20 protein-coding genes and 4 pseudogenes are annotated in these 23,169 nt (G+C 68.1%); 12 read left to right on the forward strand and 12 right to left on the reverse strand.

Translation table 11 applies throughout. From position 1 onward, the window contains the following. The first annotated feature begins 26 nt into the window (after positions 1-26). Complete coding sequence (locus BN4348_RS44035) at positions 27-554, forward strand: IS1096 element passenger TnpR family protein (RefSeq protein WP_066913627.1); 528 nt, start codon at positions 27-29, stop codon at positions 552-554. An 11-nt stretch (positions 555-565) separates the two neighbouring features. On the opposite strand, the gene BN4348_RS44040 is transcribed toward BN4348_RS44035, so the two are convergent. From BN4348_RS44040 to BN4348_RS44050, 3 genes are all read right to left on the reverse strand, one after another. Next, positions 566-1,795, reverse strand: a complete 1,230-nt coding sequence (locus tag BN4348_RS44040) for a type II toxin-antitoxin system HipA family toxin (protein WP_066913629.1) — start codon at positions 1,793-1,795, stop codon at positions 566-568. Continuing rightward, a complete protein-coding gene (locus BN4348_RS44045) occupies positions 1,792-2,001 on the reverse strand; it encodes a helix-turn-helix transcriptional regulator (RefSeq protein ID WP_066913631.1) in 210 nt (69 codons plus the stop codon). Before BN4348_RS44045 ends, BN4348_RS44040 begins: the two co-directional genes overlap by 4 nt. 138 nt (positions 2,002-2,139) lie before the next feature. After that, the gene (locus BN4348_RS44050) at positions 2,140-3,537 is read right to left on the reverse strand and encodes a CehA/McbA family metallohydrolase (RefSeq protein ID WP_066913633.1); all 1,398 of its coding nucleotides are present in this window, start codon (positions 3,535-3,537) and stop codon (positions 2,140-2,142) included. 121 nt (positions 3,538-3,658) lie between these two features. Here BN4348_RS44050 and BN4348_RS44055 point away from each other — a divergent pair, with 121 nt between their 5' ends. Both BN4348_RS44055 and BN4348_RS44060 read left to right on the forward strand, forming a co-directional pair. Continuing rightward, a complete protein-coding gene (locus BN4348_RS44055) occupies positions 3,659-4,513 on the forward strand; it encodes a phytanoyl-CoA dioxygenase family protein (RefSeq protein ID WP_066913635.1) in 855 nt (284 codons plus the stop codon). Next, a pseudogene (locus BN4348_RS44060) lies at positions 4,510-5,834 on the forward strand (FAD-binding oxidoreductase). The gene BN4348_RS44055 and the pseudogene BN4348_RS44060 overlap by 4 nt, the downstream one beginning before the upstream one ends. Positions 5,835-5,885: 51 nt before the next feature. Here BN4348_RS44060 and BN4348_RS44065 read toward each other — a convergent pair. Both BN4348_RS44065 and BN4348_RS44070 read right to left on the reverse strand, forming a co-directional pair. Continuing rightward, entirely contained in the window at positions 5,886-7,334 is a 1,449-nt protein-coding gene (locus tag BN4348_RS44065) for a serine/threonine-protein kinase (protein ID WP_066913678.1), read from the reverse strand. Positions 7,335-7,500: 166 nt separating this feature from the next. Next, positions 7,501-8,154 carry a TIGR03085 family metal-binding protein gene (locus BN4348_RS44070; protein WP_066913637.1) on the reverse strand — a complete coding sequence of 218 codons (654 nt, stop codon included), beginning with the start codon at positions 8,152-8,154 and terminating at the stop codon, positions 7,501-7,503. Positions 8,155-8,574: 420 nt separating this feature from the next. On the opposite strand from BN4348_RS44070, the gene BN4348_RS44075 reads away from it, so the two are divergent. Genes BN4348_RS44075 through BN4348_RS44085 form a run of 3 tightly spaced genes read left to right on the forward strand, consistent with a single transcriptional unit; the run spans position 8,575 to position 11,757 of the window. After that, on the forward strand, positions 8,575-10,242 hold the full coding sequence (locus BN4348_RS44075; RefSeq protein WP_066913644.1) for a nitrite/sulfite reductase: 1,668 nt from the start codon (positions 8,575-8,577) through the stop codon (positions 10,240-10,242). Positions 10,243-10,300: 58 nt separating this feature from the next. Continuing rightward, entirely contained in the window at positions 10,301-11,044 is a 744-nt protein-coding gene (locus tag BN4348_RS44080) for a phosphoadenylyl-sulfate reductase (protein ID WP_066913646.1), read from the forward strand. Next, complete coding sequence (locus BN4348_RS44085) at positions 11,041-11,757, forward strand: sirohydrochlorin chelatase (RefSeq protein WP_066913648.1); 717 nt, start codon at positions 11,041-11,043, stop codon at positions 11,755-11,757. Before BN4348_RS44080 ends, BN4348_RS44085 begins: the two co-directional genes overlap by 4 nt. A 75-nt stretch (positions 11,758-11,832) precedes the next feature. Here BN4348_RS44085 and BN4348_RS44090 read toward each other — a convergent pair. Continuing rightward, positions 11,833-12,806, reverse strand: a pseudogene (locus BN4348_RS44090) (LysR family transcriptional regulator). A 104-nt stretch (positions 12,807-12,910) separates the two neighbouring features. Between BN4348_RS44090 and BN4348_RS44095 the strand changes: the two are divergent. Continuing rightward, positions 12,911-14,260 carry an FAD-dependent oxidoreductase gene (locus tag BN4348_RS44095; RefSeq protein ID WP_066913650.1) on the forward strand — a complete coding sequence of 450 codons (1,350 nt, stop codon included), beginning with the start codon at positions 12,911-12,913 and terminating at the stop codon, positions 14,258-14,260. Positions 14,261-14,295: 35 nt separating this feature from the next. Next, complete coding sequence (gene fdxA / locus BN4348_RS44100) at positions 14,296-14,622, forward strand: ferredoxin (protein WP_066913652.1); 327 nt, start codon at positions 14,296-14,298, stop codon at positions 14,620-14,622. Positions 14,623-14,628: 6 nt separating this feature from the next. On the opposite strand, the gene BN4348_RS44105 is transcribed toward fdxA, so the two are convergent. Further along, on the reverse strand, positions 14,629-16,041 hold the full coding sequence (locus tag BN4348_RS44105; protein ID WP_066913654.1) for an MFS transporter: 1,413 nt from the start codon (positions 16,039-16,041) through the stop codon (positions 14,629-14,631). Positions 16,042-16,189: 148 nt separating this feature from the next. On the opposite strand from BN4348_RS44105, the pseudogene BN4348_RS62840 reads away from it, so the two are divergent. After that, a pseudogene (locus BN4348_RS62840) lies at positions 16,190-17,093 on the forward strand (IS5 family transposase). Positions 17,094-17,265: 172 nt separating this feature from the next. Beyond that, the gene (locus tag BN4348_RS44115) at positions 17,266-18,540 is read left to right on the forward strand and encodes an alpha/beta hydrolase (protein WP_066913658.1); all 1,275 of its coding nucleotides are present in this window, start codon (positions 17,266-17,268) and stop codon (positions 18,538-18,540) included. Here BN4348_RS44115 and BN4348_RS44120 read toward each other — a convergent pair. Beyond that, positions 18,537-19,130, reverse strand: a complete 594-nt coding sequence (locus tag BN4348_RS44120; RefSeq protein ID WP_066913660.1) for a TetR/AcrR family transcriptional regulator — start codon at positions 19,128-19,130, stop codon at positions 18,537-18,539. The two genes, BN4348_RS44115 and BN4348_RS44120, sit on opposite strands and share 4 nt — an antisense overlap. 64 nt (positions 19,131-19,194) lie before the next feature. Between BN4348_RS44120 and BN4348_RS44125 the strand changes: the two genes are divergently transcribed. Together BN4348_RS44125 and BN4348_RS44130 are read left to right on the forward strand one after the other, a co-directional pair. Then, positions 19,195-19,605 (forward strand): DUF1707 domain-containing protein, encoded by a 411-nt coding sequence (locus tag BN4348_RS44125; RefSeq protein WP_066913680.1) that lies wholly within the window; start codon positions 19,195-19,197, stop codon positions 19,603-19,605. A gap of 2 nt (positions 19,606-19,607) precedes the next feature. Continuing rightward, positions 19,608-20,372: an SDR family NAD(P)-dependent oxidoreductase gene (locus BN4348_RS44130; protein WP_066913662.1), complete on the forward strand. Its 765-nt coding sequence runs from the start codon at positions 19,608-19,610 to the stop codon at positions 20,370-20,372. Here BN4348_RS44130 and BN4348_RS44135 read toward each other — a convergent pair. From BN4348_RS44135 to BN4348_RS44150, 4 genes and pseudogenes are all read right to left on the reverse strand, one after another. Then, a pseudogene (locus BN4348_RS44135) lies at positions 20,369-21,066 on the reverse strand (1-acyl-sn-glycerol-3-phosphate acyltransferase). The gene BN4348_RS44130 and the pseudogene BN4348_RS44135 sit on opposite strands and share 4 nt — an antisense overlap. A 148-nt stretch (positions 21,067-21,214) precedes the next feature. Beyond that, the gene (locus BN4348_RS44140; RefSeq protein ID WP_084454225.1) at positions 21,215-21,667 is read right to left on the reverse strand and encodes a protease inhibitor I42 family protein; all 453 of its coding nucleotides are present in this window, start codon (positions 21,665-21,667) and stop codon (positions 21,215-21,217) included. Between the two features lie 54 nt (positions 21,668-21,721). Then, positions 21,722-22,528 carry an SDR family oxidoreductase gene (locus tag BN4348_RS44145; RefSeq protein ID WP_066913664.1) on the reverse strand — a complete coding sequence of 269 codons (807 nt, stop codon included), beginning with the start codon at positions 22,526-22,528 and terminating at the stop codon, positions 21,722-21,724. Between the two features lie 4 nt (positions 22,529-22,532). Further along, positions 22,533-23,169, reverse strand: a 637-nt coding sequence (locus tag BN4348_RS44150) for a sigma factor-like helix-turn-helix DNA-binding protein (RefSeq protein WP_066913666.1), incomplete at its 5' end; no start/stop codon positions are given.

Here is a 23,169-nt window from a genome sequence, read left to right on the forward strand (position 1 = left end):
CACGGAGCAAGGCAGTATCGCTAGTCGTGGCGCGCACGTGGTTGTCGATCCGGGTGGACTTGGTCAGCGGCCGTGGCGACGACTACTGGCCGCGGCCGGGCCGGCTTTTCGCCGCGGCCCGGTCGCATCGTTTCAGCCAGCTCGCCGAGGCGATCGACACCGCATTCGCTCGCTGGGATCGCGCGCACCTCTACAAATTCGAGCTGGCCGACCGTCGGGTGATCGGCCAGCCCGACTTTGACGACTTCGACCTGGGAATCCTCGACGGCGACGCGACGAAGCTGTCGACGCTGTCGCCGGGCGAGAAATTCGTCTATGAATTCGATCTCGGCGACGGCTGGACGCACCTGTGCGAGGTGGCGCCCGAACGGATCGACCCGGAATCCGAACTCGGAATCGTGCCGCGGTCCCCGCTTGCGTACTGGGGGTGGGGCGCGATCCCCGATCAGTACGGTCGCCGCTGGATCGACGACGACGGCGAAACCACCGAGCCGCCCAATCCGGGCCTGAGCGACCTGCCACCGCTACACCCGGGTTGGGGCCTGCGAGATTAGGCCAATCCCGCTTACCACAAGCTGTCGATTCGCCTCCGCAGCATCTGCGCAAGCAGCGTGGTTTGGCGCTCATCGAAGCCGATCTCCCCGCACCTGTCCGGCCAGTCGTGGGCAGCGTCGACGATCCCGTCGATCATCCTGACGACGGCGCGGGGCCGCAGAGCGAGGCGTTCGCCGGCGTCGACGAAATCAGATCGGGTTAGCCGGTTCGCGCGACCATAAAGGTTGAGCGCCATGGGATCCCGCCAGCGAGTGTAGGGCTGGGTGCAAAGCAGGTCATACGCAGGCGTGGGCTGCCAAACACCGTCGGGGTTGTAGATCGAGAGGTTCTTACCGTGCAGGTCGCCGTTGCCGATAAGCCAGGAAAACACAACGGTTTTGAGCAATTCGAGCACTGCGGCCGGCTTCGATCCGCCGCCTCGGGCGCACGCGTCGGCGAGTGCGGCAATGGCCGTCTCGGTTTTGATGCGGTACTTGGAAGCCGGATAGATGCCCGCGACTTGGCAGGCATCCTCCTGCGCGATGCGTGTCGACCCCGCCCGGTCGAATCGAGTCACCAGCAGTGCGGCGCGCCCCTCGGTATCGTGCAGCAGCGATGTCGTTGCGACCCGCAACCCGCATGCGGCGGCCATCGTCATGAAGAAGTGCTCATTTTCGACGATCAACGGGTACTGCACGGGATTGAGCTTCAGTATCGCTGGGCCGGAACGGGTTTGGGCCGGCGCCGAAAGCATCGCGGCACTCACCTTGGGCTGCACTCCGGCCAGGCCCACGGGGTCGGCATCGACGGAGCCGGTCAACTTCGCGAAGACCGCACGAAAATCGGTGTCCCGCTCGGGCTCGAACATCGGCGGCGGCGGAGTCGGATCGACGCCCGCCGGGACTACCCGGACATTGCCGACGGTCTCAGCGCCGATCGCCAGCAGCAACGTGAGGTGATCATCGGCCGAGGTTTTCGTCGACGACGTGACCACGCCGAGCCGGACCCCTTCCGGAAGCAGCCCGGCGAAGAACGGCGGAACGGCGCCACCTGTGGTGACGACCGGGTATTCGGCGGACCGCAGCAGCGACCACGATACCGATCGGTCGCGGACGCGGGCTCCGCTCGAGTTCTGGTCGGGCACGTAGCTGAAGCTGGTCGTGTCGCCGCGTTCGCGAATCAGATGCGCGGCAAGGCCTTCGTCGATGTACACGTCGGCTTCGGCGACATTTCGCAGGTCAAGACGGCGTGGTCTTGTCATTCGCCCGCCGTGCTCATGTCGATGCGTAGACCCAAGATGTTGGCCATCTCGACGACGTAGCCGAATTTGACCGAGCCGCTCCCCCGCTCGAGCGCCTGGACGCTGGACCGCGAGACCCCCGCGAGGTCCGCGAGCGTCTGTTGGGTGAGCCGTAGCGCTATCCGCCGCTCGGCGAAGGCCCTCCCTATGCGTGCAATATCAGGCATAGAGGCGTCGAGCCGCGGTTTGCTCCTCCTTGGACCTGCCATCTGGCTCCTTATGCTTGAAATTAGATGCATAAATAGCATGCGGCGACGACGTCGCGCCTGTCAAGCTTCTATGCGTTAATTTCCATGCTTAGGTGCTTATGCCAGCCACACGGGATTCGTCACCGCGACCATCGCGCCGAGCGGGCGCCGCGGCGCCTCGCGTATCTCCAGCCGCGCGAAGCGGGCCGACGCGGTGTCGAGTTCCCAGCGCAGCATGGTCCGCGCCGGCCCGGGCACCGCGGCCCGGCCGACGCAACCTGCTGCGGTGATCAAACTGGCGGTGGTTCCGGCGGCCCCGGTGATCATGGCGGTGACGGTGACCGGCGCGTCGGGCGACACGCGCAGCGTTTCGCCGGGACCGGCGCCGCGGCCTGGGCAGGACGCGGTGAGTTCGACTGTGACAGCCCGTGATCGGGCGATGTACGAGCGGCCGCGGCGCAACCCGTCGACCAAGGCGGGCGCCGACAGCTCGCGCGCATACACGACCGTCTGCGGCGAACCGACCGGCTGCCGATGGGCATGGGAGTCACTGCCGCCGACTGCCACGACGCGCCGGCCCTCACACAGCAACCGCTGCCAAATGCGCAGCGACACTTCGTCGTCGAGGTTCCACCGGCCGTTCCACACCTCGAGCCCGTCCACGTGCTCAAAACCGAACTCCCACAACGACCCCGGCACGGGTGCGGCGGGATGCGCGGCGATCGCCAGGCCGCCGGCCGACCGGACTTCAGAAGCGAAGCGCGGGAACACCCCGTCGCGCGGCGCGTAACGCCAGTCGACCCAGCCGCCCGGCGGCAGGCCGACGGCCAGCCAGTGCCCGTGCCGGGTGGTGACCTCCTCGCCGGGGATCACCAACAAGCCGCCGGCGCGGCAGGCCGGCCACACCCGGTTGGCGGAGTTGGTGTTGTGGTCGGTGGAGACGATGAAGTCCAGCCCGCTGTCGTGCGCGGCCGCGACGAGTTCGCCCGGATGGCGTTGGCCGTCGGAGTGCACGGTGTGCAGGTGCAGGTCACCGCGGTACCAGCCCGCACGGCCGACCGGCGGGGCGAGATGTGCGAGCACGGGCCCGCTTTCCGGGCCGGGCCGCCCGCGTTCCAGGGTGACGCGCGCCTCCCAGGCCATTCCCCAGGGGCTCAGCACCACCGGACCGAGGGCGACCGCCCACAGGCCCGGCTCGATACGGCCCGCCAGGTAACCCGGAGTGGCGTGGCCGGCGGAGATCTCAAAGCCGTCGCGGGCCCCGCCCGACCATCCCCGGAATCCGGCCGCATTACCCAGGTCGTGACCCGCCGGCCCAAACATGCCCAGATCCAACACGTTTCGGATCGGCCCGCCCACCGCGAAGCGGTCATGCGACGTGGTGACCCGGATTCGCTGCACGCCCAGCGGCACCTCGAACGGGAGGTACGCCCACCGGTCGATGCCGAAGCCGAAGCGGCCCGAAAATGACAGGTGAATCGCCTGGGCCTCGCGCTGCTCGGTCGCGATGCTCACAGCCGTCCTCCCCGATCGGTACAACCCCAGCATCCCGCATACACGAGTAACCACCCGTAACGTCGACGCGAACTCCCGCCATCGGGCCACCGTCATTTGGATGATCAGTCATGATTGACGTATGAGCATCGATGACGAGCCGGTCACGACGCTGGACGACCTCAAAAGCGATTTGGCGGGCCGGCACAAATGGACACCGAGCGGCGGCGCGGCCGTCGACCCCGCCATCGTCGACGCCGACATGGCGGCCCTCGACCGCGACGGCTACGTCATCTGGGAAAACCTGCTCGGCGCCGACGAGTGCCGGCAGATCCGCGAGACAGTCGGCCCGCTGCTCGCCCATACCGGGCGCAACGCCTTCGAGGGGCGGCGCACCCAGCGCATCTACAGCGTGCTGAGCAGGACGCGCGTCTGCGACCGGCTCGTCGATCACCCGCGGGTGCTGGCGGTGCTCGATCGCCTGCTGATGCCCAACTACCTGCTTTCGGCGTTGCAGGCCATCAACATTCAGCCCGGAGAGTCCGCGCAGCTGCCCCACCACGACGACGGGTTCTACCCGATTCCGCGGCCGCGGGCTCCGCTGGCCGCCGCCACGATCTGGGCGATCGACGACTTCACCGCCGACAACGGCGCCACGGTGCTGCTGCCCGGCAGTCATCGCTGGGGCAGGCGGCCGCCCGGGCCGGATGATCCCGCGGTGCCCGTCGTCATGCCCGCCGGCTCATGCGTGCTTTTCGTGGGCACCCTCTGGCACGGCGGCGGCGCCAACACGACCGCCGACGCGCGACTGGCCATCACGGCGCAATACTGCCAACCGTGGCTGCGACCGATGGAGGCGTACACGCTCTCGATGCCGCGCGACGCCGCCCGCGCGGTCTCCGACGACATTCAGCGCATGATCGGCTACAGCATCCACCCGCCGTTCGTCGGCAACGTCGACGGCCTGCACCCGCTGCGCTTGTTGGAGCAGCCGTGAGCGACCTGACGGCGCGGTTCGCCGAGATCGTCGGCGAACACAACGTGCTGACCGGCGACGCGATCCCCGAGGACTATTGGCACGACGAGGTGCTGACGACGGCGCCGCAACGCCCGGCGTACGTCGCCAAACCGGCCACCGCGGAAGAGGTTTCGCAGCTGCTGAAAGCTGCCAGCGAAAACAAAGTCCCGGTGACAGCCCGCGGTTCGGGCAGCGGCCTGTCCGGCGCGGCGATCCCGCGCGCGGACGGGCTGGTGATCTCCTTCGAGCGGATGAACGCGATCCTGGAGGTCGACACCACCAACCAGGTCGCCGTCGTGCAACCCGGGGTGACCCTGACCGAGCTGGACGCCGCGACCGTCGACGCCGGGCTGAACTACATGGTGCAGCCGGGCGAGCTGTCGTCGAGCGTCGGCGGCAACGTCGGCACCAACGCCGGCGGGATGCGCGCGGTCAAGTACGGCATCGCCCGCCACAACGTGCTCGGCCTGCAGGCGGTGCTGCCGACCGGCGAGATCATCCGCACCGGCGGCAAGATCGCCAAGGTGTCCACCGGCTACGACCTGACCCAGCTCATCGTCGGCTCCGAGGGCACCCTGGCCCTGGCCACCGAGGTGATCGTCAAGCTGTACCCGCGCCTCGAGCACGCCGCCACGGTACTGGCCCCGTTCGCCGACTTCGACCAGGTGATGGAGGCGGTGCCCCGGGTCCTGGCCAGCGGGCTCGCGCCCTACATCCTCGAATACATCGACAACATGACGATGGCCGCCCTGGTCCACACCCAGAACCTGGAGCTCGGCGTCCCCGACCAGGTGCGCGACAGCTGCCAGGCGTATCTCGTTGTGGCCCTTGAGAACCGCACCGCCGAAAGGCTGGACGAGGACGTCGAGCGGGCCGGCGAGCTGGTGGTCGAGCTGGGCGCCGTCGACGCCTATGTGCTGGAAGGGCTTTCGGCGCGCAAGCTGATCGAGGCGCGCGAGAAGGCGTTCTGGACGGCCAAGGCGATCGGCGCCGACGACATCATCGACACCGTGGTGCCGCGCAGCGCGATGCCGAAGTTCCTCGCGGGCGCACGGGGTTTGGCGGCCGAGGCGGGCGGCGCGGCCGCGGGCTGCGGGCACGCCGGCGGCGGCAACCGGCCACTGGCAATCATCTGCAAGGGACCCGCGAANGAGAACACGGCCTCGGCCGCGCGAAGACCCCGTACTTCCTCCAGCTCGAAGACCCGGTCAAGGTCGACCTCATGCGCCGCATCAAGCAGAGCTTCGACCCGGCCGGCATCCTCAACCCCGACGTGCTGTTCGCCGCGGACGGGACATAAGGGCTACTTGTCCGCACAAAGGGTGCCTCCTCCGGGAGAGGCCAGTGTGACTTAGCCGGCCGAGGCGTATTCCAGCACCGGCTCCGACGAGTCGACGTGACCGTTGCTGATGATCCGAAGCCGTTCCGGGCGCACCTCGTAGCGAACCCCGTTGTCGGGATTGGTGACGTCGAATCCGTCCGAGGAGCGCACCGCGTTGGTCAGCTCGATGTGGGCGCCGTCCCGTATCCGCTCGCCGCGGTAATAGAAACTGCCGGGCGCGCGTTGGCACACCACCGCGAGCGACTGGGCCGTCCGCACCACCGCGGCCGGCCGGTTGCCCGGCTCGCATCGCGCGGTATGGCCGACGAAGCCCAGGCCGTCGGCGCCGTGAACGGGCCGCGACAGCGACGGCGTCGTCGTCGTCGACGGCGCCGGGGGTGTCCCCGAGGCAGCCTCGGGTGGTGAACCGCCGCGGTTGCCGAACAGGATCACCCCCGCCGCGATGACCGCCGCCACCACCAACAGGATCGCCGCCCCCGCGGCCATGGCAGCGGGAGCCCGGCCCACAACCGGGTTGACCGGCCGCGGGGGCTCCGGCGCGGGCGGCGGGTACGGGCTGTAACCGGTGTTGTCCGGGTTGGGGTAGACCGTCGTGAACGGCCGGGTGCGCGACGGCGGGGCCGACGGCGTTTGCCCGAACGCCGCCATGGCCAGCTCCCCGGCGGACGCGAAGCGCGCGGTCGGGTCCTTGGCCATGCCGCGGGCGATGACGTCGTCGAGCGCCTTGTCGATCCCCCGGCGCATGATGCTCGGCCGCGGCGGCGGCGAGAACATGTGGGCGCTGATCAGCTGCGGGATCTCGGTTCCCTCGAATGGCGGTTGGCCGGTGAGGCACTCGTAGAGCACGCACCCCAGGGAGTAGACGTCGGTCTGCGAGCCCACCCAGGTGCCGTGGAATCGCTCGGGCGCCATGTAGGCGCACGACCCGATCAGCGGTCCGCCCGCCGTCAGGCTGGGATCCCCGCCGGCGTAAGCGATGCCGAAGTCGACCAGGTACGCGAAGTCGTCGCCGGTGAGCAGCACGTTCTCCGGCTTGACGTCGCGGTGCACCAGCCCGTCGGCGTGCGCCGCGTCCAGCGCGGCGGCCACCTGAGCCGTGATCGCCGCCGCCTGCGCGGGTTCGAGCGCGCCGCGCTCGCGCAGCAGGTCCTTGAGGCTGCGGCCCTCGACCAGGCGCATGTCGATAAACAGCACCCCGTCGATTTCGCCGAAGTCATGCACGGGGATGACGTGCGGTTCCTGCAGCCGCGCCGCCAGCTGGGACTCTCGCCGAAAACGCTGCTGGAAACCTGGGTCGGCCGCCAGTTCGGGGCGCAACAGCTTGAGTGCGACGATCCGGTCCTTGCGCGTGTCGTAGGCCCGGTACACCTCGCCCATTCCGCCCGTGCCGATCAGTGTTCGCAGCTCGTAGGGCCCGAACCGGGCACCCGGACGCGCGCGGCGATACGTCGAAAACAAGTCACGAACCTTTCGCTGCGTGGGACGGCCGGCCTGCACCAGGGTTCCCACATCGAGGGCGCAGATAACAGCGCGGCGAAGCGAACCGCCCGGCGCATCACCTGTCACCGAAAGAGGGGGATTTGCCCGCCGCCTGTGGCTGGTGTGACGAAGACCCCGCCGGGGGTCACATCCCGAAATGCGTGCGACGCACCGCGGCGACGGCCTCGGCCGGCCCGCTCACCTCGACCCGCGCCGCAGCCTGGCGCCCGAAGAGGTACAACAGCAGCTCCCCCGGCGGCCCGCTGAGAAGCGCCATGGGTGAGCCCGCGTGAACCGTCGCCCGCTCGTCCGTCCTGGCCCATTCGACCTCGAGCCCGTACCCGCGCAGCCGCCGGCTCAAAAAGCGCCCGCCCCGGCGAACGTTTCGCCATAACCCGGCATCCAGGGCGGGCGTGAGGCTGCGCGGCCCGAGCCCGTTGGCCCTGCGCACGTCCTCCTGATGGACGAAGCACTCGTTGAGGTTCGCCATGTCGCGCACCCATCCGATGCGGAAGAACCCGACGGGCGGGCCGGACCGGATCTGCGCGACGAGCCCCGCAAACTCCGAGCGCCCGGCCAACCGGGCCCGGCGCCGCTCGGCGAACCGTCCGAGGGGCCCGGGCAGAACGAGGCACGGCCCACCGAGGAGATCGTGTTCGCGCTGCACCAGGTGCGCCGCGAGATCGTGAGCGGTCCAGCCGTCGAGCAGCGTAGGAACGGACGGGCCGAGCCCGTCGAAAACATCGCATAGCGCGAGACGCTCCTGCGCGTCGAGCGGGGGCCGCGCGGGTGTCACCATGGCAGAAGCCTACGCACCGTCGGCGGCACACCATCGTCGGGATCGGCGTCGACGATATCGCGTACCGGCCCGGGCGCCGCCCTCGATGCCGTTGCCGCGCAATGCTTTCCCAAACAAACATGGCTAATCTACCCAAGATTGCCGATCTGCGGTAGATCGGCTCGCCAATCACGTTGACCCACAACCAAATCCAACATAGGTGAACGGGCCCACACAACGGACTGTTGTGGCCTCACAACACGGGAGCGCCTACCGACAACGCCCTGGTCAGTGCAACATTGGCGTTATGACCCGTGGGTCCAGCGCAGCACCCACGGGCCGCCACGCTGACCCAGCGATACTGCGCGCCAGCCCGCGTGCCCATGCCCTCACCGCCCGTGCCGCCGAAAAACCGCCGGCCGGCAAGAAGGAGTGCCCCACATGACCACAGCCCGTCCCGCCAAGACCCGCAACGAAGGCCAGTGGGCGCTGGGAAATCGCGAGCCGCTCAACGACACCGAGCAGATCAAGCATGACGACGCACCGCTGAACGTCCGCGACCGGATCCTGAACGTCTACGCCAAACAGGGTTTCGACAGCATCGACAAGTCCGATCTGCGCGGGCGCTTCCGCTGGATGGGCCTGTACACCCAACGCGAGCAAGGCTACGACGGCTCCTGGACCGGCGACGAGCACATCGACACCATCGAGGCCAAGTACTTCATGATGCGAGTGCGCTCCGACGGCAGGCCGATGACGGCGCACACGCTGCGCACGATGGGCGAGGTCTCGACGGAATTTGCCCGCGACACCGCCGACATCGGCGACCGGGAAAACGTCCAATTCCATTGGATCAGAATCGAAGACGTCCCCGAGGTTTGGCGCCGCCTCGAATCCGTCGGCCTGACGACCACCGAGGCCTGCGGCGACTGCCCTCGCGGCATCCACGGTTCGCCGCTGGCCGGCGACTCGCTCGACGAGATCCTCGACGCCACCCCGGCCATCGACGAGATCATCCGGCGTTTCATGAACAACCCGGACTACGCGAACTTGCCGCGCAAGTACAAGTCCGCGATCTCGGGCTTGCAGGACGTGTCGCACGAAACCCACGACGTCGCCTTCGTCGGCGTGAACCATCCCGAGCACGGCCCCGGCATGGATCTGTGGGTGGGCGGCGGCTTGTCGACCAACCCGATGCTCGCCCAGCGGGTCGGCGTGTGGGTTCCGCTCGAGGAGGTGCCCGACGTCTGGGAGGCGGTCACGCAGATCTTCCGCGACTACGGCTATCGGCGGATGCGCGCCAAGGCGCGGCTGAAGTTCCTGGTCAAGGACTGGGGCGTAGAAAAATTCCGTGAAGTCCTCGAACAGGAGTACCTCAACCGCCGGCTGATCGACGGCCCCCCGCCCGAACCCGTCGAACACCCGGTCGACCACGTCGGCGTGCAGAGGATCAAGAACGGACTCAATGCGGTGGGCGTCGCCCCCATCGCCGGACGCGTGACGGGCAGCACCCTGTCGGCGGTCGCCGACCTGATGGAGAAGGTCGGCTCGGACCGGGCGCGGTTCACCCCGTTCCAGAAGCTGGTCATCCTCGACGTTCCCGACGACAAGGTCGACGAGTTGGTCGCCGCCCTGGACGCACTGAACCTGCCGTCGCGGCCGTCCTCGTGGCGCAAGAACACGATGGCCTGCACCGGGATTGAATTCTGCAAGCTGTCCTTCGCCGAAACCCGGGTGCGTGCCCAGACTTTGGTGCCCGAGCTCGAACGACGGCTGGCGGACGTCAACTCCGAACTCGACGCGCCGATCACCGTCCATCTCAACGGATGCCCGAACTCGTGCGCCCGAATCCAGGTCGCCGACATCGGGTTCAAGGGCCAGTGGATCGACGACGGCGAGGGCAATTCGGTCGAAGGCTTCCAGGTCCACCTTGGCGGCGGACTGGGCGAGGAAAGCGGTTTTGGCCGAAAGCTGCGCCAGCACAAGGTCACCAGCGACGAACTCGGCGACTACATCGATCGGGTGACGCGCAAGTTCCTCGAACAGCGCCGCAACGGCGAGCGTTTCGCGTCCTGGGCGCTGCGCGCCGAGGAGGACGACTTGCGCTAGGGCCCACCCGACACCACCGACGATGAGGCGCTGACGCGACGAAACTGGGGACGACGAGATGAGCGATGTGGTGAGCGGTTTCACCGAGGAGCAGCTGCGCGAGCTGGCGGAACGCGGCGCGGCCGAACTGGAGGGCGCCGGCGCCACCGACATATTGCGCTGGGCCGACGACCACTTCGCCGGCGTCGGCGGACCCCGCCCATGGGCCAACTGCCGGTATGTGATCGCCTCCAACATGCAAGACGCGGTACTGGTGTCGCTGGCCTCGCAGGTACGGCCGGGCGTGCCGGTGCTGTTCCTGGACACCGGCTACCACTTCGCCGAAACCATCGGAACCCGCGACGCCGTCGAATCCGTCTACGACATTCACCTGCTGAACGTCACGCCCCAGCACACCGTCGCGGAGCAGGACCGGCTGATGGGCAAGGACCTGTTCGCCCGCGAACCAAACGAATGCTGCCGGCGTCGCAAGGTCGTTCCCCTGCGCAAGGCGCTGGCCGGGTACGCGGCCTGGGTCACCGGGCTGCGCCGGGTGGAGGCGCCCACCCGCGCCAACGCCCCGGTGATCAGCTTCGACGAGTCGTTCCGCCTCGTGAAGATCAACCCCATCGCGACCTGGACAGACGACGACGTGCAGGCCTACATCGAGGAAAACAGCGTGCTGGTCAACCCGCTCGTTTACGAGGGCTACCCCTCGATCGGCTGCGCTCCGTGCACGACAAAGCCGGCCGAGGGCGACGACCCGCGCAGCGGACGCTGGCAAGGCCGAAACAAGACCGAATGCGGGCTGCACGCCTCATGAGCACGCTCGTCCTCACCGCCCACGGCAGCCGTGACGCACGGTCTGGCGCCAATGCCCGCGCCGTGGCCGAACGGCTGACACGCATGCGGCCGGGGCTCGACGTGCGGCTAGCATTCCTGGAACTCAACGCGCCCAGCCTGATCGACGTCCTCGCCGGATTGCCGGATAGCCGCCGGGCGGTGCTCACTCCCCTGCTACTCGCCAGCGCCTATCACGCGCGCCACGACATCCCCAAGCAGATCGCCGCCGCCGGCGCCGACGGCATTCGCCAGGCGGACGTCCTCGGTGAGGACGATCGGCTGGTGTCGGTGCTGCGCGAAAGGCTCACCGCCGTGGGCGTGTCCGCGCTCGACGACGAACTGGGCGTGGTGGTGGTCGCGATCGGCTCGTCGAACACCGCGGCCAACGCGCGCACCGCGCGTGTCGCAACGCTATTGGCCAGCGGAACCCAGTGGGCCGGCGCCGCGATGGCTTTCGCCACCCTGCCCGATCAGTCGGTGGCTGATGCCGCCAGCAGGCTGCGGCGGCGCGGCGCCAAGCGGCTGGTGATCGCGCCGTGGTTCCTGGCGCCAGGACGCATCACCGACGGCGTGTGCGATTACGCGCGCGACAACGGCATTCCGATGGCGGCGCCGCTGGGCGCGCACCGGCTCGTCGCCGCGACCGTGCTCGATCGCTACGACCAAGCGCTGGCCGAGCACGCCGCGGCTTAGACAGGGCTCACCCAACGTCGCCTTGTTGCGGGCAAATGCCCCCTAAAACGCCGCAACGAGTCGACGTTCGAGACCCTATCGGGTCGTCTGACTTGTGATGTGGCTCAGCAGGTCTCGTATCGCGCCCGCGGGCGGGATGCGTCCGCCGACCCAGATGGCGCGAAACTTTCGGCCCAAGTCCAACTCGGGGATGGCTACCGCGCGCAGCCGCCCGACCGCCAGGTCGTCCGCCACCGCCAGCCGGCTCATGGCGGCCGGTCCCGCGCCTGTCTCTTCTTCCCATCTAGCTGCGTCTACGAGGNGAGGACGGCGGCGCGCATCGCCGCGGCGGAGGTCAGTTCGAGCACCGGCGGCGCCTGCTGCATGTCGTCGCCCAGCACCTGCCGCAGCGCCGCGATGAGCGAATCGCGTATGCCCGAATGCGGTTCGCGACTGACCAAGGGTGTCTGCGCCAGCTCGGCGGCGGTCACAGGACGCGACCGGCGGGCCCATTTGTGGCCGGGTGGCACAACGATCACCAGCTCGTCGTGCCCTACCACGCAGCTGCCCAATCCCCTGGGCGGGCCCGGGTTTTCGACGAATCCGAGGTCGTCGGCGCCGTCGCGCACCGAGGCGATCGCGTGCTCGCTGTTGGTGGCGGTCAGGATCACCTGCGGGGCGGTGCCGCCGCGCCGTGTCGCCTCGTCCTGCAGGGACAGCAGCCAGTGGGGCATCAGCTGTTCGGCGATCGTCTGGCTCGCCGCGACCCTGACTCGCTCGCGGCCCTCCTTGCGCAACGAGCCCAGGCCCGCGTCGATCTCGTTGGCGAGCTCGAGCAGCCGAGCGGCCCACTCGGCGACAATGCGGCCGGCGGGCGTGAGTTGCGAGCCCCGTGTCGTGCGCACGGCCAACGCCACCCCGGCTTGGGCCTCCATGTATGCGAGCCGCCGCGACACGGCCTGCTGGGTCAACCCGAGTTGCCGGGCGGCGCGGCCGAGTCCGCCCGTCTCGGCGATCGCCAAAAAGACCTCGAACGAGGCGAGTTCGGGCATGCGAGGGCTGAGCGGCATGGTGGTCACATCACTGTCGAATAGGTCGGACACAACGATAGCTTGTGAGACCACAACATCGAAACCGCTAGTCGTGACCCTGTGGAGCGCGAACCATAGGAACCATGACCCGTCCATACCAGGTTGCGATCGTGGGTTCCGGTCCGTCGGGATTCTTTGCCGCGGCCTCGCTGCTGAAGGCAACCGACGTCGCGGTCGACATGTTGGAGATGTTGCCGACGCCGTGGGGCCTGGTGCGATCCGGCGTGGCCCCCGATCATCCCAAGATCAAATCGGTCAGCCGGCAGTTCGAAAAGACCGCGGCGCACCCGCGCTTTCGTTTCTTCGGCAACATCAAGGTCGGCGACCACGTCACGGCCGCCGATCTCGCCGCCCGCTACGACGCCGTGATCTACGCCGTCGGCGCCCAATCCGACCGCACCCTCAACATTCCCGGCGAGCACCTGCCCGGCAGCGTCGCCGCCGTCGATTTCGTCGGCTGGTACAACGCTCACCCACACTTCGCGCACATGTCGCCGAATCTCTCGGGCGCGCGCGCCGTCGTGGTGGGCAACGGCAACGTCGCCGCCGACGTCGCCCGCATGCTGGTGACCGCCCCCGACGTGCTCGCACTCACCGACATCGCCGATCACGCTCTTGAGTCGTTGCGGCCCTGCGGTGTTGACGAAGTGCTGCTCATCGGCCGGCGCGGTCCGCTGCAAAGCGCCATCACCACACTGGAATTGCGCGAGCTCGGCGAGCTCGAAGGCGTCGACGTCGTGGTCGACCCGGCCGACCTGGAAGGCATCAGCGACGAGGATGCGGCGGCGGTCGGCAAGGTCGCCGCGAACAACATCAAGGTGCTGCGCGACTACGCCGGGCGCACGCCCCGGCCCGGCAACCGGCGAATCATGTTGCGATTCTTCATATCTCCGATCGAGATCAAGGGAGACGGCGCGGTGGAAAGCATGGTGCTCGGCCGCAACGAACTGATCGCCGACACCGGCGGACGGATTGTGGCCAAAGACACCGGCGCGCGCGAAGAACTTCCCGTCCAGCTGGTGGTGCGCGCGGTCGGCTACCGCGGCGTGCCCGTACCGGGGCTGCCGTTCGACGAACAGCGCGGGACGATCCCCAACACGGCTGGCCGCGTGACCGGCAGCCGCAACGAGTACGTCGTCGGCTGGATCAAACGCGGCCCGACCGGCGTGATCGGCACCAACAAGAAGGACTCGCAAGACACCGTCGACACCCTGCTCAACGACCTGGCCGGAGCCCAGGACGCCGCCGCCAACCGCGGCGCTGACTACGCCGAGCGGCTCGCCGAATGGCTGGCCTCTTGCCAGCCCAAGCTGGTCACCGCCGCCCACTGGGGGGCCATCGACCGCTTCGAAAGGGAAGCCGGCGCGCCGCACCGGCGCCCCAGGGTAAAGCTGGCGGACCTCAACGAACTCCTGCGCGTCGGTCACGGCTGACGCCCCCTCAACAAAACCGCGAAAGGAAAACCCCTGTGACATACGTGATCGCCGAGCCCTGCGTCGATATCAAGGACAAGGCATGCATCGAGGAATGCCCCGTCGATTGCATCTACGAGGGCGCCCGGATGCTCTACATCCACCCCGACGAGTGCGTCGACTGCGGCGCCTGCGAGCCGGTCTGCCCCGTCGAATCCATCTACTACGAAGACGACCTCCCCGGCGAGTACGGCGAATACACCCAAATCAACGCCGACTTCTTCGCGGACCTCGGATCACCCGGCGGCGCGGCAAAAGTCGGCCTGACCGAAAACGACCCCGTCGCGGTCAAGAGCCTCGAAAGTAGAGCGCAGTCAACGTAACTCGGGCTACCCCTCAACCGGCACCAACTCCGATCCGGCCGCGGCGGCCAGCACGGTCGACCTGGCGGCCGACGGGCGGCGCACATACATCGTCCATGTCAGGACCGCCCCGGTGAGGTAGCACAGCAAGAAGAAGCAGAACGCCATCGTCTCCGAGCCAAAGGCCAGGTAGGACTGCCGCAACACCAGGTTGATCAGCACGCCACCGAGCGTCCCGATGGCGCTGACGAATCCGATCACGGCCCCGGACATCGCGCGCGACCAGTGACGCCGCTCGGCTTCGCCGGCATTCATGGACCGGCTGCGCGCCTCAAAGACCGCCGGGATCATCTTGTACAACGAGCCGTTGCCGATCCCGCACAACGCGAACAGGGCGATGAAGCCGGCGATGTAGCCAGCCATGACGCCGGTACCGGCGGGGCCGGAACTCCGGTCCGCATAGGTGCTGACCGCCACCAGCAGGCCGGCGGAGGCGATCATGCCAACCAGGATTCCCATCGTGACGCGGCCGCCACCGAGCCGGTCGGACAGCCTGCCGCCGTACATCCGCATCAGCGACCCGAGCAGCGGTCCCAGAAAGGCGACCTCGGCGGCGTGCAGGGAGGCCTGGCCAGCGCTCTGCCCGCCGGCCAGGTAGTTGATCTGCAACACCTGGCCGAACGCGAACGAAAACCCGATGAACGAGCCGAAGGTTCCGATGTAGAGCACCGCGAGGACCCACGTGTCGCGCTGGGTCAGAGCCGCCCGCATCGGGCTGATCTCTTCGCCGCGCAACTCGACGTTGTCCAGGAACAGCGCCGCGCCGAGCGCGGCCAGCGACAGCAGCACCAGATAGATCGCGCAGACCCAGTACGGCTGCCGGTTGCCGGCGGTCGCGAGCACCACCAACCCCACGATCTGGATCACGGGCACCCCGATGTTGCCCCCGCCGCCGGTGATACCCAACGCGACGCCCTTGAGCCGCTGCGGGTAGAAAATGTTGACATTGGTCATCGCGGCGGCGAAATTCCCGCCGCCCAGCCCGGTCAGCGCCGCGCAGACCACATACATCCACAGCGGTTGGCCGGGGTTTGCCAAAAGCAAAATGGTGCCGACGGTGGGAATTAGCAACACCAGCGAGGAAAACACCATCCAGTTGCGGCCGCCGAACTTTACTACCGCCACCGAGTAAGGAATGCGGAGGCAGCCGCCGACGAACGTCGCGGTGGCACCCAGCAGAAACTTGTCGGCCGCGCAAAGCCCGTACACGGATTGCGGCATGAACAGCACCATCACCGACCAGATCGACCAAACCGAGTAACCGACATGCATCGCCCCCACGCACCAGATCAGGTTGCGCCGCGCAATTTTCTTGTTACCCGCTTCCCAAGCCACCGCATCCTCGGGATCCCAGTTCGAAATGTGGTGTGCGCGGCCCATGTACAACCCCCGTATTGTTTGACGAAAAGAACCGACGCCGACCGTAACCTCGAAATCTCCATCGACGCGTACGGCTAGGGCGTGTCTCCCATATGGGGGTTAGTTTTGACGAGATGCTGTGGGGGTGACGACGGTTTCGCGGTTTCGGTTGTTCAATGACGCTCAGTGGGGACTGATTTCGGGGTTGCTGCCCTCGAACGAGGGACGGCGGGGGCATCCCTTCGGCGATGACCGCCGGGTCGTAGAAGGCATCATCTACCGGTATCGGACCGGTGTTCCGTGGCGGGATCTGCCGCGATCGGAGTTCGGGCCGTGGCAGACGGTGTGGAAACGCCATCGCCGTTACGCCGCGGACGGCACCTGGGACCGGGTACTGGTGAACCTGTTGGCGATGGCTGATGCCGACGGTCAACTCGACTGGACGGTGTCGGTGGACGCCACGATCAACCGGGCTCATCAGCACGCGACGAACACGACACGACCCGATCAGGACACAGGGGGCTGGGTCGAATTACACGAATCTGCCGCTGGCCGGGTGTGAACCCGCAGGTCACGGCATCGGACGGTCTCGAGGCGGGTTGACCACCAAGATCCACACTGCCGTCGACGGCAATGGCCGTCCGCTGGCCGTCGTGGTTACCGGCGGGCAACGCAACGATCAGGCGATGCTGGCCAGCGTGCTTGATGAGATCGTCGTGCCCCGCCTCGACGGGGGCCGCGCGCGCTCACGACCGGATGCGCTCATCGCTGACCGGGCCTACTCCAGCGGTGCAGCCCGACGGATGCTGCGTGGCCGCAAGATCACCGCGGTCATCCCGCAGAAACGCGACGAGATTGCCGCACGGCAGCGACGCGGACAAGCCGGTGGCCGACCACCGGGGTTCGATGAAACCCGCTACAAGCAACGCAATCTCGTCGAACGATCATTCGCGCTGCTCAAACAATGGCGCGCGCTAGCCACCCGCTATGACAAACTCGCCATCGTTTACCGCGCCGCAGTCGTCCTCAGCGCATGCATCACCTGGACCCGCCATATGGGAGACACGTCCTAGCTGTGAATTGGCAATGAAGCACCGTGCGCCAGCGGCCGTGTGCGCGAACAAGTCACGAAATCGGAGACTTCACATAACGATCGGGGCGTACGACATCCCCGCCTCTGCGCGAGAACCTCTTGAATCGCTGGTCGCCGTGTGCGGGGCGCGAATCAGCTCGTATGGTGACCGCATGCAGAAGGCCCGACTCATGCACCACATCCGGCAAATCGCGTCGCTGGTGGTCACGGCGGTAACGGCCGCGTCCACCCTCAATGCCTACCGGCCGCTGGCGCGCACCGGCTACCCGTCGCTGTTCTCGTGGATGTTCGGCCTAGTCGTCACCGAGTTGCCGCTGCAGACGATGGCCAGCCAGCTCGGCGGGCTGGCGCTGACGGCCCGCCGCCTGAACCGGCCGGTGCGGATCCTCGCGTGGATCACGGCGGGCGTCTCGGCGCTGGGCCTGCTGAACTTCAGCCGCGCCGGTCACCGGGCCAACGTGCCGCTCAGCAAGGCGCTCGACGACGCCCTGGGCCCCTCTCGGCGCACCGACTCCGAGGGCCTGTGGCGGCGGCCCACCGGTGCCGGGAGCGCGAAGGCGCCCGGACTGCTGCGCATGATGCGGATCTACCGCGACTACGCCCACGACTCCAACATCAGTTACGGCGAATTCGGCAGCGCCAACCACCTGGACATCTGGCGGCGTCCCGACCTCGACCCAAACGGCAAGGCGCCGGTGCTCTTTCAGATCCCCGGTGGCGCCTGGACGACGGGAAACAAACGCGGACAAGCGCATCCGCTGATGAGCCACCTCGCCGAACTCGGCTGGATCTGTGTGGCGATCAACTACCGGCACAGCCCGCGCAACACCTGGCCCGCCCACATCGTCGACGTCAAGCGGGCCCTGGCCTGGGTCAAACAACACATCGCCGACTACGGCGGCGACCCGAACTTCGTCGCCATCACCGGCGGTTCGGCCGGCGGCCACCTGTCGGCGCTGGCGGCACTCACGCCCAACGACCCGGAGTTCCAGCCGGGATTCGAAGACGCCGACACGAGAGTGCAAGCGGCCGTGCCCTTTTACGGCATCTATGACTTCACCCGGCTCGACGACTCGCTGCACGCGATGATGCCCGGGCTGCTGATCAAATCGATCATCAAGCAACGGCCCTCGACGCACCTGCAGACGTATGTTGCCGCGTCGCCGATCCATCACGTCAACGCCGACGCTCCCCCGTTTTTCGTGCTGCACGGCCAAAACGATTCGCTGGCCTTCGTCGAGCAGGCGCGCGCCTTCACCACCAAGCTGCGCGAAGTCAGCGACCAGCCGGTCGCATACGCCGAATTGCCGTTGACCCAGCACGCTTTCGACATCTTCGGCTCGGCCCGCGCGGCGCACGCCGCGGTCGCCGTCGAGCAGTTCCTGGCCCAGGTGTACACGGCGCAGCTGAAGGCCAACGCGGCCTAACTGAGCACCCGGTCCACCACCCCGGCGATCATCGTCTCCGGGTCCTGCTCGATCCCGACCGCGGCCAGCTCGCCGCCGATGGCAAGCGAGGCGACGCCGTGCACCAGCGCCCACAGCGGCGCGGCAACCGCCCGCGGATCCTGACCGTAGCCGAGCCCCGCGATCGCGTCGAGTAGGTCGCCGAACGCCCGGTCCGCGGCGACCGCCAGCGCCGGATGGTCGGCCTTCGAGATTTCCGACCCGAACATCACCCGATAGTGGTCCGGATGCGCGACGGCCCAGCGCACGTAGGCGCGGCCGAGCTCGACCACCCGGCCCTTGGGGTCGGACGCGCCGTCGGCGGCCGCGAGCAGCGCGGCATGCAGGTCGCCGAAGCCCTGTTCGGCGACGGTGGCCAGCAGTTCGGCCTTGTCGGCGAAGTGCCGGTACGGGGCCGCCGCGCTGACGCCAGCGCGGCGCGCCGCCTCGGTCAGCGTGAACCCCTTCGGCCCCTTCTCGGCCACCAGCGACAGCGCGGCGCTGGTCAGCGCCCGTTTCAGGTCGCCGTGGTGGTAACTCTCCCGCCGCGCCGCGGCGGCCTTGCGTGACATGTTGACGACATTAACATCATGGTCTATGTTAATGCTATTCACATCGCACGGAGGGACCGGACTGATGACCACCACGACAACCCACCGAGCCGGCGACGTCGACCGGCAGAAGACGGCCGCGCGCCTGGGCCAGGCCCTGGCGCAGGGCTACCTCGCGCTGCAGGAGTACGAGCATCGCGTGCAACAGGCGTTCCAAACGGAGACGACCGGCGAGCTCAGGGAGCTCGTCGCCGACCTGCCGCTCGAGCGCATCCGCCGGGCCGACCCGCGCCGCCGCGAAGCCCGCAAGGCCGCGGCCCGCAAGGGCGTGCGCATCCACGTTGCCGCCTTCCTCGCCGTGAATGTCGTCGTTCTCGCCATCTGGGCGGCCACCGGCGTAACGTACTTCTGGCCGATCTGGCCCATCCTCGGTACGGCGGTCGGCCTCGTCAGCCACGCCCTTGCCGTCCGCCCGCTTACGAAAACGGGGTTCTAGCAATGTCTATCGCAGTGATCACCGGAGCGAGCTCCGGGCTGGGCGCCATCTTCGCCGACCAACTCGCCCGACGCGGGCACAGCCTGGTGCTCGCCGGGCGTGACGAAACCCGACTCGAGGCGGTGGCCCACCGAATCAACCAGAACGCCGAACTCGTCGTCGGCGATCTCGGCACCGACCAAGGCACAAGCGACCTGATCGACCACCTCGCCAACCGGGACGTCGACATCCTCGTCAACAACGCCGGGTTCGGCACCTACGGCCCGTTCGCGGAGGTCGACGCGGAGCGCGAGCGCGAGCTCGTCGCCGTCAACGTCGATGCACTGGTGCGGCTTACCCACGCCGTGCTTCCGGGCATGCTGGCGCGCGGGCGCGGCGGCATCCTGAATGTGGCCTCCACCATCGCCTTTCAGCCCGGCCCGTACCAGGCAACCTATGGCGCCTCGAAGGCGTTCGTGCTGTCGCTGAGCCAGGCGCTGTGGGCCGAGACGCGCGGCACCGGGGTCACCGTGACGGCGCTGTGCCCCGGCCCCACCCGCACCGGGTTCGTCGACGCCCTGGGAGAAGATGTCTCGCACACCGCGGTCTATCGGCGCCTCGCCGCGCCCGAACCCGTCGTCGCCGCCGGGCTCAAAGCCCTGGACAAGGGACGCTCAGTCGTCGTGCCGGGGTGGCGGAATCGGTTCACGTCCACGTTCGCTCGCCTGGGGCCCGGTTCGGTGTCAGCGCGTGTCGTGGGGCGGATGCTGCGGCCCGCCGAGGCCTAACCGAGGATCGGGAAGCGGCGCTTGCGCGCCAGCTCGTCCAGCGCCTTCTGCATGAGGCCGCGCACCAGCGCATCGACGTGTTCGACGTCGGGGGCATCGCCGAATTCGGCGGTGATCTCGATCGGCCTCAACACCTCGGTGACGATCTTGGTCGGCAGTGGCACGTTGACCGGCGCCAGCACACTCAGGCCGAAGGGCCACCCGAAAGTTATTGGCAGGATGTCGGTTCGGAAGTGCTTGCGCTCGAACTTGGTGAGCCGAAACACACGCGCGAGCCAGGTGCCGCGGCTCAGGTACAGCTGGCCTTCCTGCCCGCCGATGGATACGGCGGGGGGGGTGGGGACGCCCCCCCCCNGACGGCACCGGACGCCAATGCCTTCGCGGCGTTGTCGCGCGTCGCGCGGATCACCCCGGTGCGGTTGAGGAATTCGCCGGCCGGTCCGGCGAATATGGTGTCAAACCCCAGCGCAAAGAGCGGGCGCTCATAGCCGTATTTGTCGTAATAGTCGACGGCGAATACCGACAGGTCGAACGAAGTGAAGCCGCCGGAATGGTTCGACACCACGAGCGAGGCGCCGGGTGGAAGGTTGTCCAGCCCGCGGACCTCGGAACGGAAATAGCGCTTGACGATGGGCCGGCTCAGCGCGACGACGTGCTGGGTCAGGCCGCGATCCCATTTATCGACGTCGCTCATTCCCCGATTTTCAGCCGCTCGCGTGGCGGCCAATAGGGCATTTAGTCAGCTGAGGCTTGGGACGAACGCCCGCCTCCGATCTCGGACCAATTGCGAAGAAAGCCAAACACAAAGACCGTAGCCGGACGCGCCGCCCGCGCGCAGTCGTTTACTGCACCGTCACGTTCGCGGTGTAGACGCACGCCGGTGGGGGGTTCTTGCCGACGATGCTCGTGTACGCGGTGCTGATCGTCGTCTTTCCCGGTTTCAGCGCCGTGAACGTCCACACCTCCGTGCCCGGCGCCCCCAGCGCGTCGGAGGTGGGATGCACGAACTCGTGACTGGTTTGTTTGACGATCGTCGAATCGCCGATCGTCGTATCGATCGCCCACCGGTACGGGGTGGAGTAATTGGAGCCCAGCTTCACCGTCAGGGTGTTGCCGACCGCCAGCGTGACGTTCTGCGTGATGGCGCCCTGCTTCAGCACGTCGCCCATGGGGACATCGAGGGTCTGGCTGTTCGGTGGGTTCCTGGACCCGAAATGGCATCCCGCCAAGATCGCTGAACCGAGCATCCCGACGGCCACCAAACGCCTGATCTTCCCGACAGTCATCGCCCCCATTATGGCCTGCGGCCTGGTAGGGGGTCGCGACGAGCCCGACCACCACCACGAATGTCAGGAACCGCGCCCTGGGCGGCGCGGCAAGTAGGCGCGGATGGCGTCGCGGTACGGCAGCCGGCCCGCGCCGACCTGTTCGCCGAGGTACTGCTCGAAGGTGATGGTGCCCGCGGCGTGCTCGGGGGCGAGCAGGCCGCCCGCGCGGATCCCACCAAACACCTTGCCGGGCAGACGGATCGGAACGATGGGTCGGCGCTTGCCGACGGTCGCCAGGTAGCTGCGGGCCAGGTCGTCGAGCGGACGCGCCTGCGGGCCGCCGAAGTCCGGCGCCCGGCCGACCGGGTCGCCGAGCGCCAACTGGGCCAGCCGCTCGCCCACGTCGCGCACGTCGACCGGTTGGAACCTCAGCCCCGCCGGCAGCGCCATGACCGGCGGTTTCGCGAGCATGCGCAGCAGGAAGGCGATCAGATCGTGAAACTGGGTGGCCCGCAGCACCGTCCAGGGCAGGCCCGACTCGGCGATCGTGCGCTCGTTGGCGAGCATGGTGCGGTACAGGGCGAACGGGACGCGGTCGATGCCGACGATGGAGACATACACCAAATGCGCTGAGCCCAACCGTTTCGCGGCCGCCACCAAATGCTCGGTGGGATAGACGCAGTGCACGATCGTGTCGACGCCGTCCAGCGCCGCGTCCAGCCCGGCGCCGCTCCCGACGTCGCCGACGACGTGCCCGACGTCGACGCGCTGGTGCGGCCGCCGTCCGCGGCTCAGAACGCGCACGTCCTTGCCCGCGGCGGTCAGCCGGTCGACGACGACGCGACCCACGGTGCCGGTGCCGCCCGTGACCAGTATTCGATTCGCCATGCCCTTATGAACCGGGCAGAGCCGCCGGATGTGACAACTGCTCGGCAACAAATCGCAATTTGTCCGGATTGGCGATGGCCCGCAGGGCCGCTATCCGGTCGCCCACCACCTCGAAGCACAGGACACCGGCCAGCGTCTCGCCGTCGAAGGCCAGCATCGCCGGCTCGCCGTTGACCTCGCGAACGTCGAGACGCAGTCCGAGCCGCGGGATATTCCGGCCGAACGCGCGCGCCACGTAGGAAGCCACGCGGTCGCGACCCGAGATCGGCCGGCGGGCGGCCGCGACCTTGCCGCCGCCGTCGGCAGTGGAGGTCACGTCGGCGGTCAAGACCTCGACCAGCCCACCCACATCGCCGGCGCTGGCGGCGGTGAAGAACCTGTCGACGAGGCGCCGGTGTTGCGCCCGGTCCGGTTCAACCCGCTGCCGGGGTTCACCCAGCCGCTGCCGCGCGCGCCGGTACAGCTGGCGGGCGTTGGCCTCGGACGTGTGCAGGATCTCGGCGATCTCAAAGTGGCTGTAGGCGAAGGCCTCTCGCAGGACGAAGGCGGCACGCTCGGTGGGGTTGAGTCGCTCCATGAGGCCCAACAGCGCGATCGACACCGACTCGCGTTGCTCCGCGGTCTCGAGCGGGCCGAGCGTC

Source organism: Mycobacterium interjectum (assembly GCF_900078675.2).
GTDB lineage: Bacteria > Actinomycetota > Actinomycetes > Mycobacteriales > Mycobacteriaceae > Mycobacterium > Mycobacterium interjectum.

Bases quoted from the DNA above. Each gene is read 5' to 3' on its own strand.
- BN4348_RS44080 (WP_066913646.1), top strand. From the start codon at position 10,301: ATGAGCGATGTGGTGAGCGGTTTCACCGAGGAGCAGCTGCGCGAGCTG.
- BN4348_RS44140 (WP_084454225.1), bottom strand. From the start codon at position 21,667: ATGGGGGCGATGACTGTCGGGAAGATCAGGCGTTTGGTGGCCGTCGGG.
- BN4348_RS44095 (WP_066913650.1), top strand. From the start codon at position 12,911: ATGACCCGTCCATACCAGGTTGCGATCGTGGGTTCCGGTCCGTCGGGA.
- BN4348_RS44145 (WP_066913664.1), bottom strand. From the start codon at position 22,528: ATGGCGAATCGAATACTGGTCACGGGCGGCACCGGCACCGTGGGTCGC.
- BN4348_RS44045 (WP_066913631.1), bottom strand. From the start codon at position 2,001: ATGCCTGATATTGCACGCATAGGGAGGGCCTTCGCCGAGCGGCGGATA.
- BN4348_RS44105 (WP_066913654.1), bottom strand. From the start codon at position 16,041: ATGGGCCGCGCACACCACATTTCGAACTGGGATCCCGAGGATGCGGTG.
- BN4348_RS44055 (WP_066913635.1), top strand. From the start codon at position 3,659: ATGAGCATCGATGACGAGCCGGTCACGACGCTGGACGACCTCAAAAGC.
- BN4348_RS44120 (WP_066913660.1), bottom strand. From the start codon at position 19,130: ATGTCACGCAAGGCCGCCGCGGCGCGGCGGGAGAGTTACCACCACGGC.
- BN4348_RS44040 (WP_066913629.1), bottom strand. From the start codon at position 1,795: ATGACAAGACCACGCCGTCTTGACCTGCGAAATGTCGCCGAAGCCGAC.
- BN4348_RS44070 (WP_066913637.1), bottom strand. From the start codon at position 8,154: ATGGTGACACCCGCGCGGCCCCCGCTCGACGCGCAGGAGCGTCTCGCG.
- BN4348_RS44075 (WP_066913644.1), top strand. From the start codon at position 8,575: ATGACCACAGCCCGTCCCGCCAAGACCCGCAACGAAGGCCAGTGGGCG.
- BN4348_RS44115 (WP_066913658.1), top strand. From the start codon at position 17,266: ATGCAGAAGGCCCGACTCATGCACCACATCCGGCAAATCGCGTCGCTG.
- BN4348_RS44130 (WP_066913662.1), top strand. From the start codon at position 19,608: ATGTCTATCGCAGTGATCACCGGAGCGAGCTCCGGGCTGGGCGCCATC.
- BN4348_RS44125 (WP_066913680.1), top strand. From the start codon at position 19,195: ATGACCACCACGACAACCCACCGAGCCGGCGACGTCGACCGGCAGAAG.
- BN4348_RS44085 (WP_066913648.1), top strand. From the start codon at position 11,041: ATGAGCACGCTCGTCCTCACCGCCCACGGCAGCCGTGACGCACGGTCT.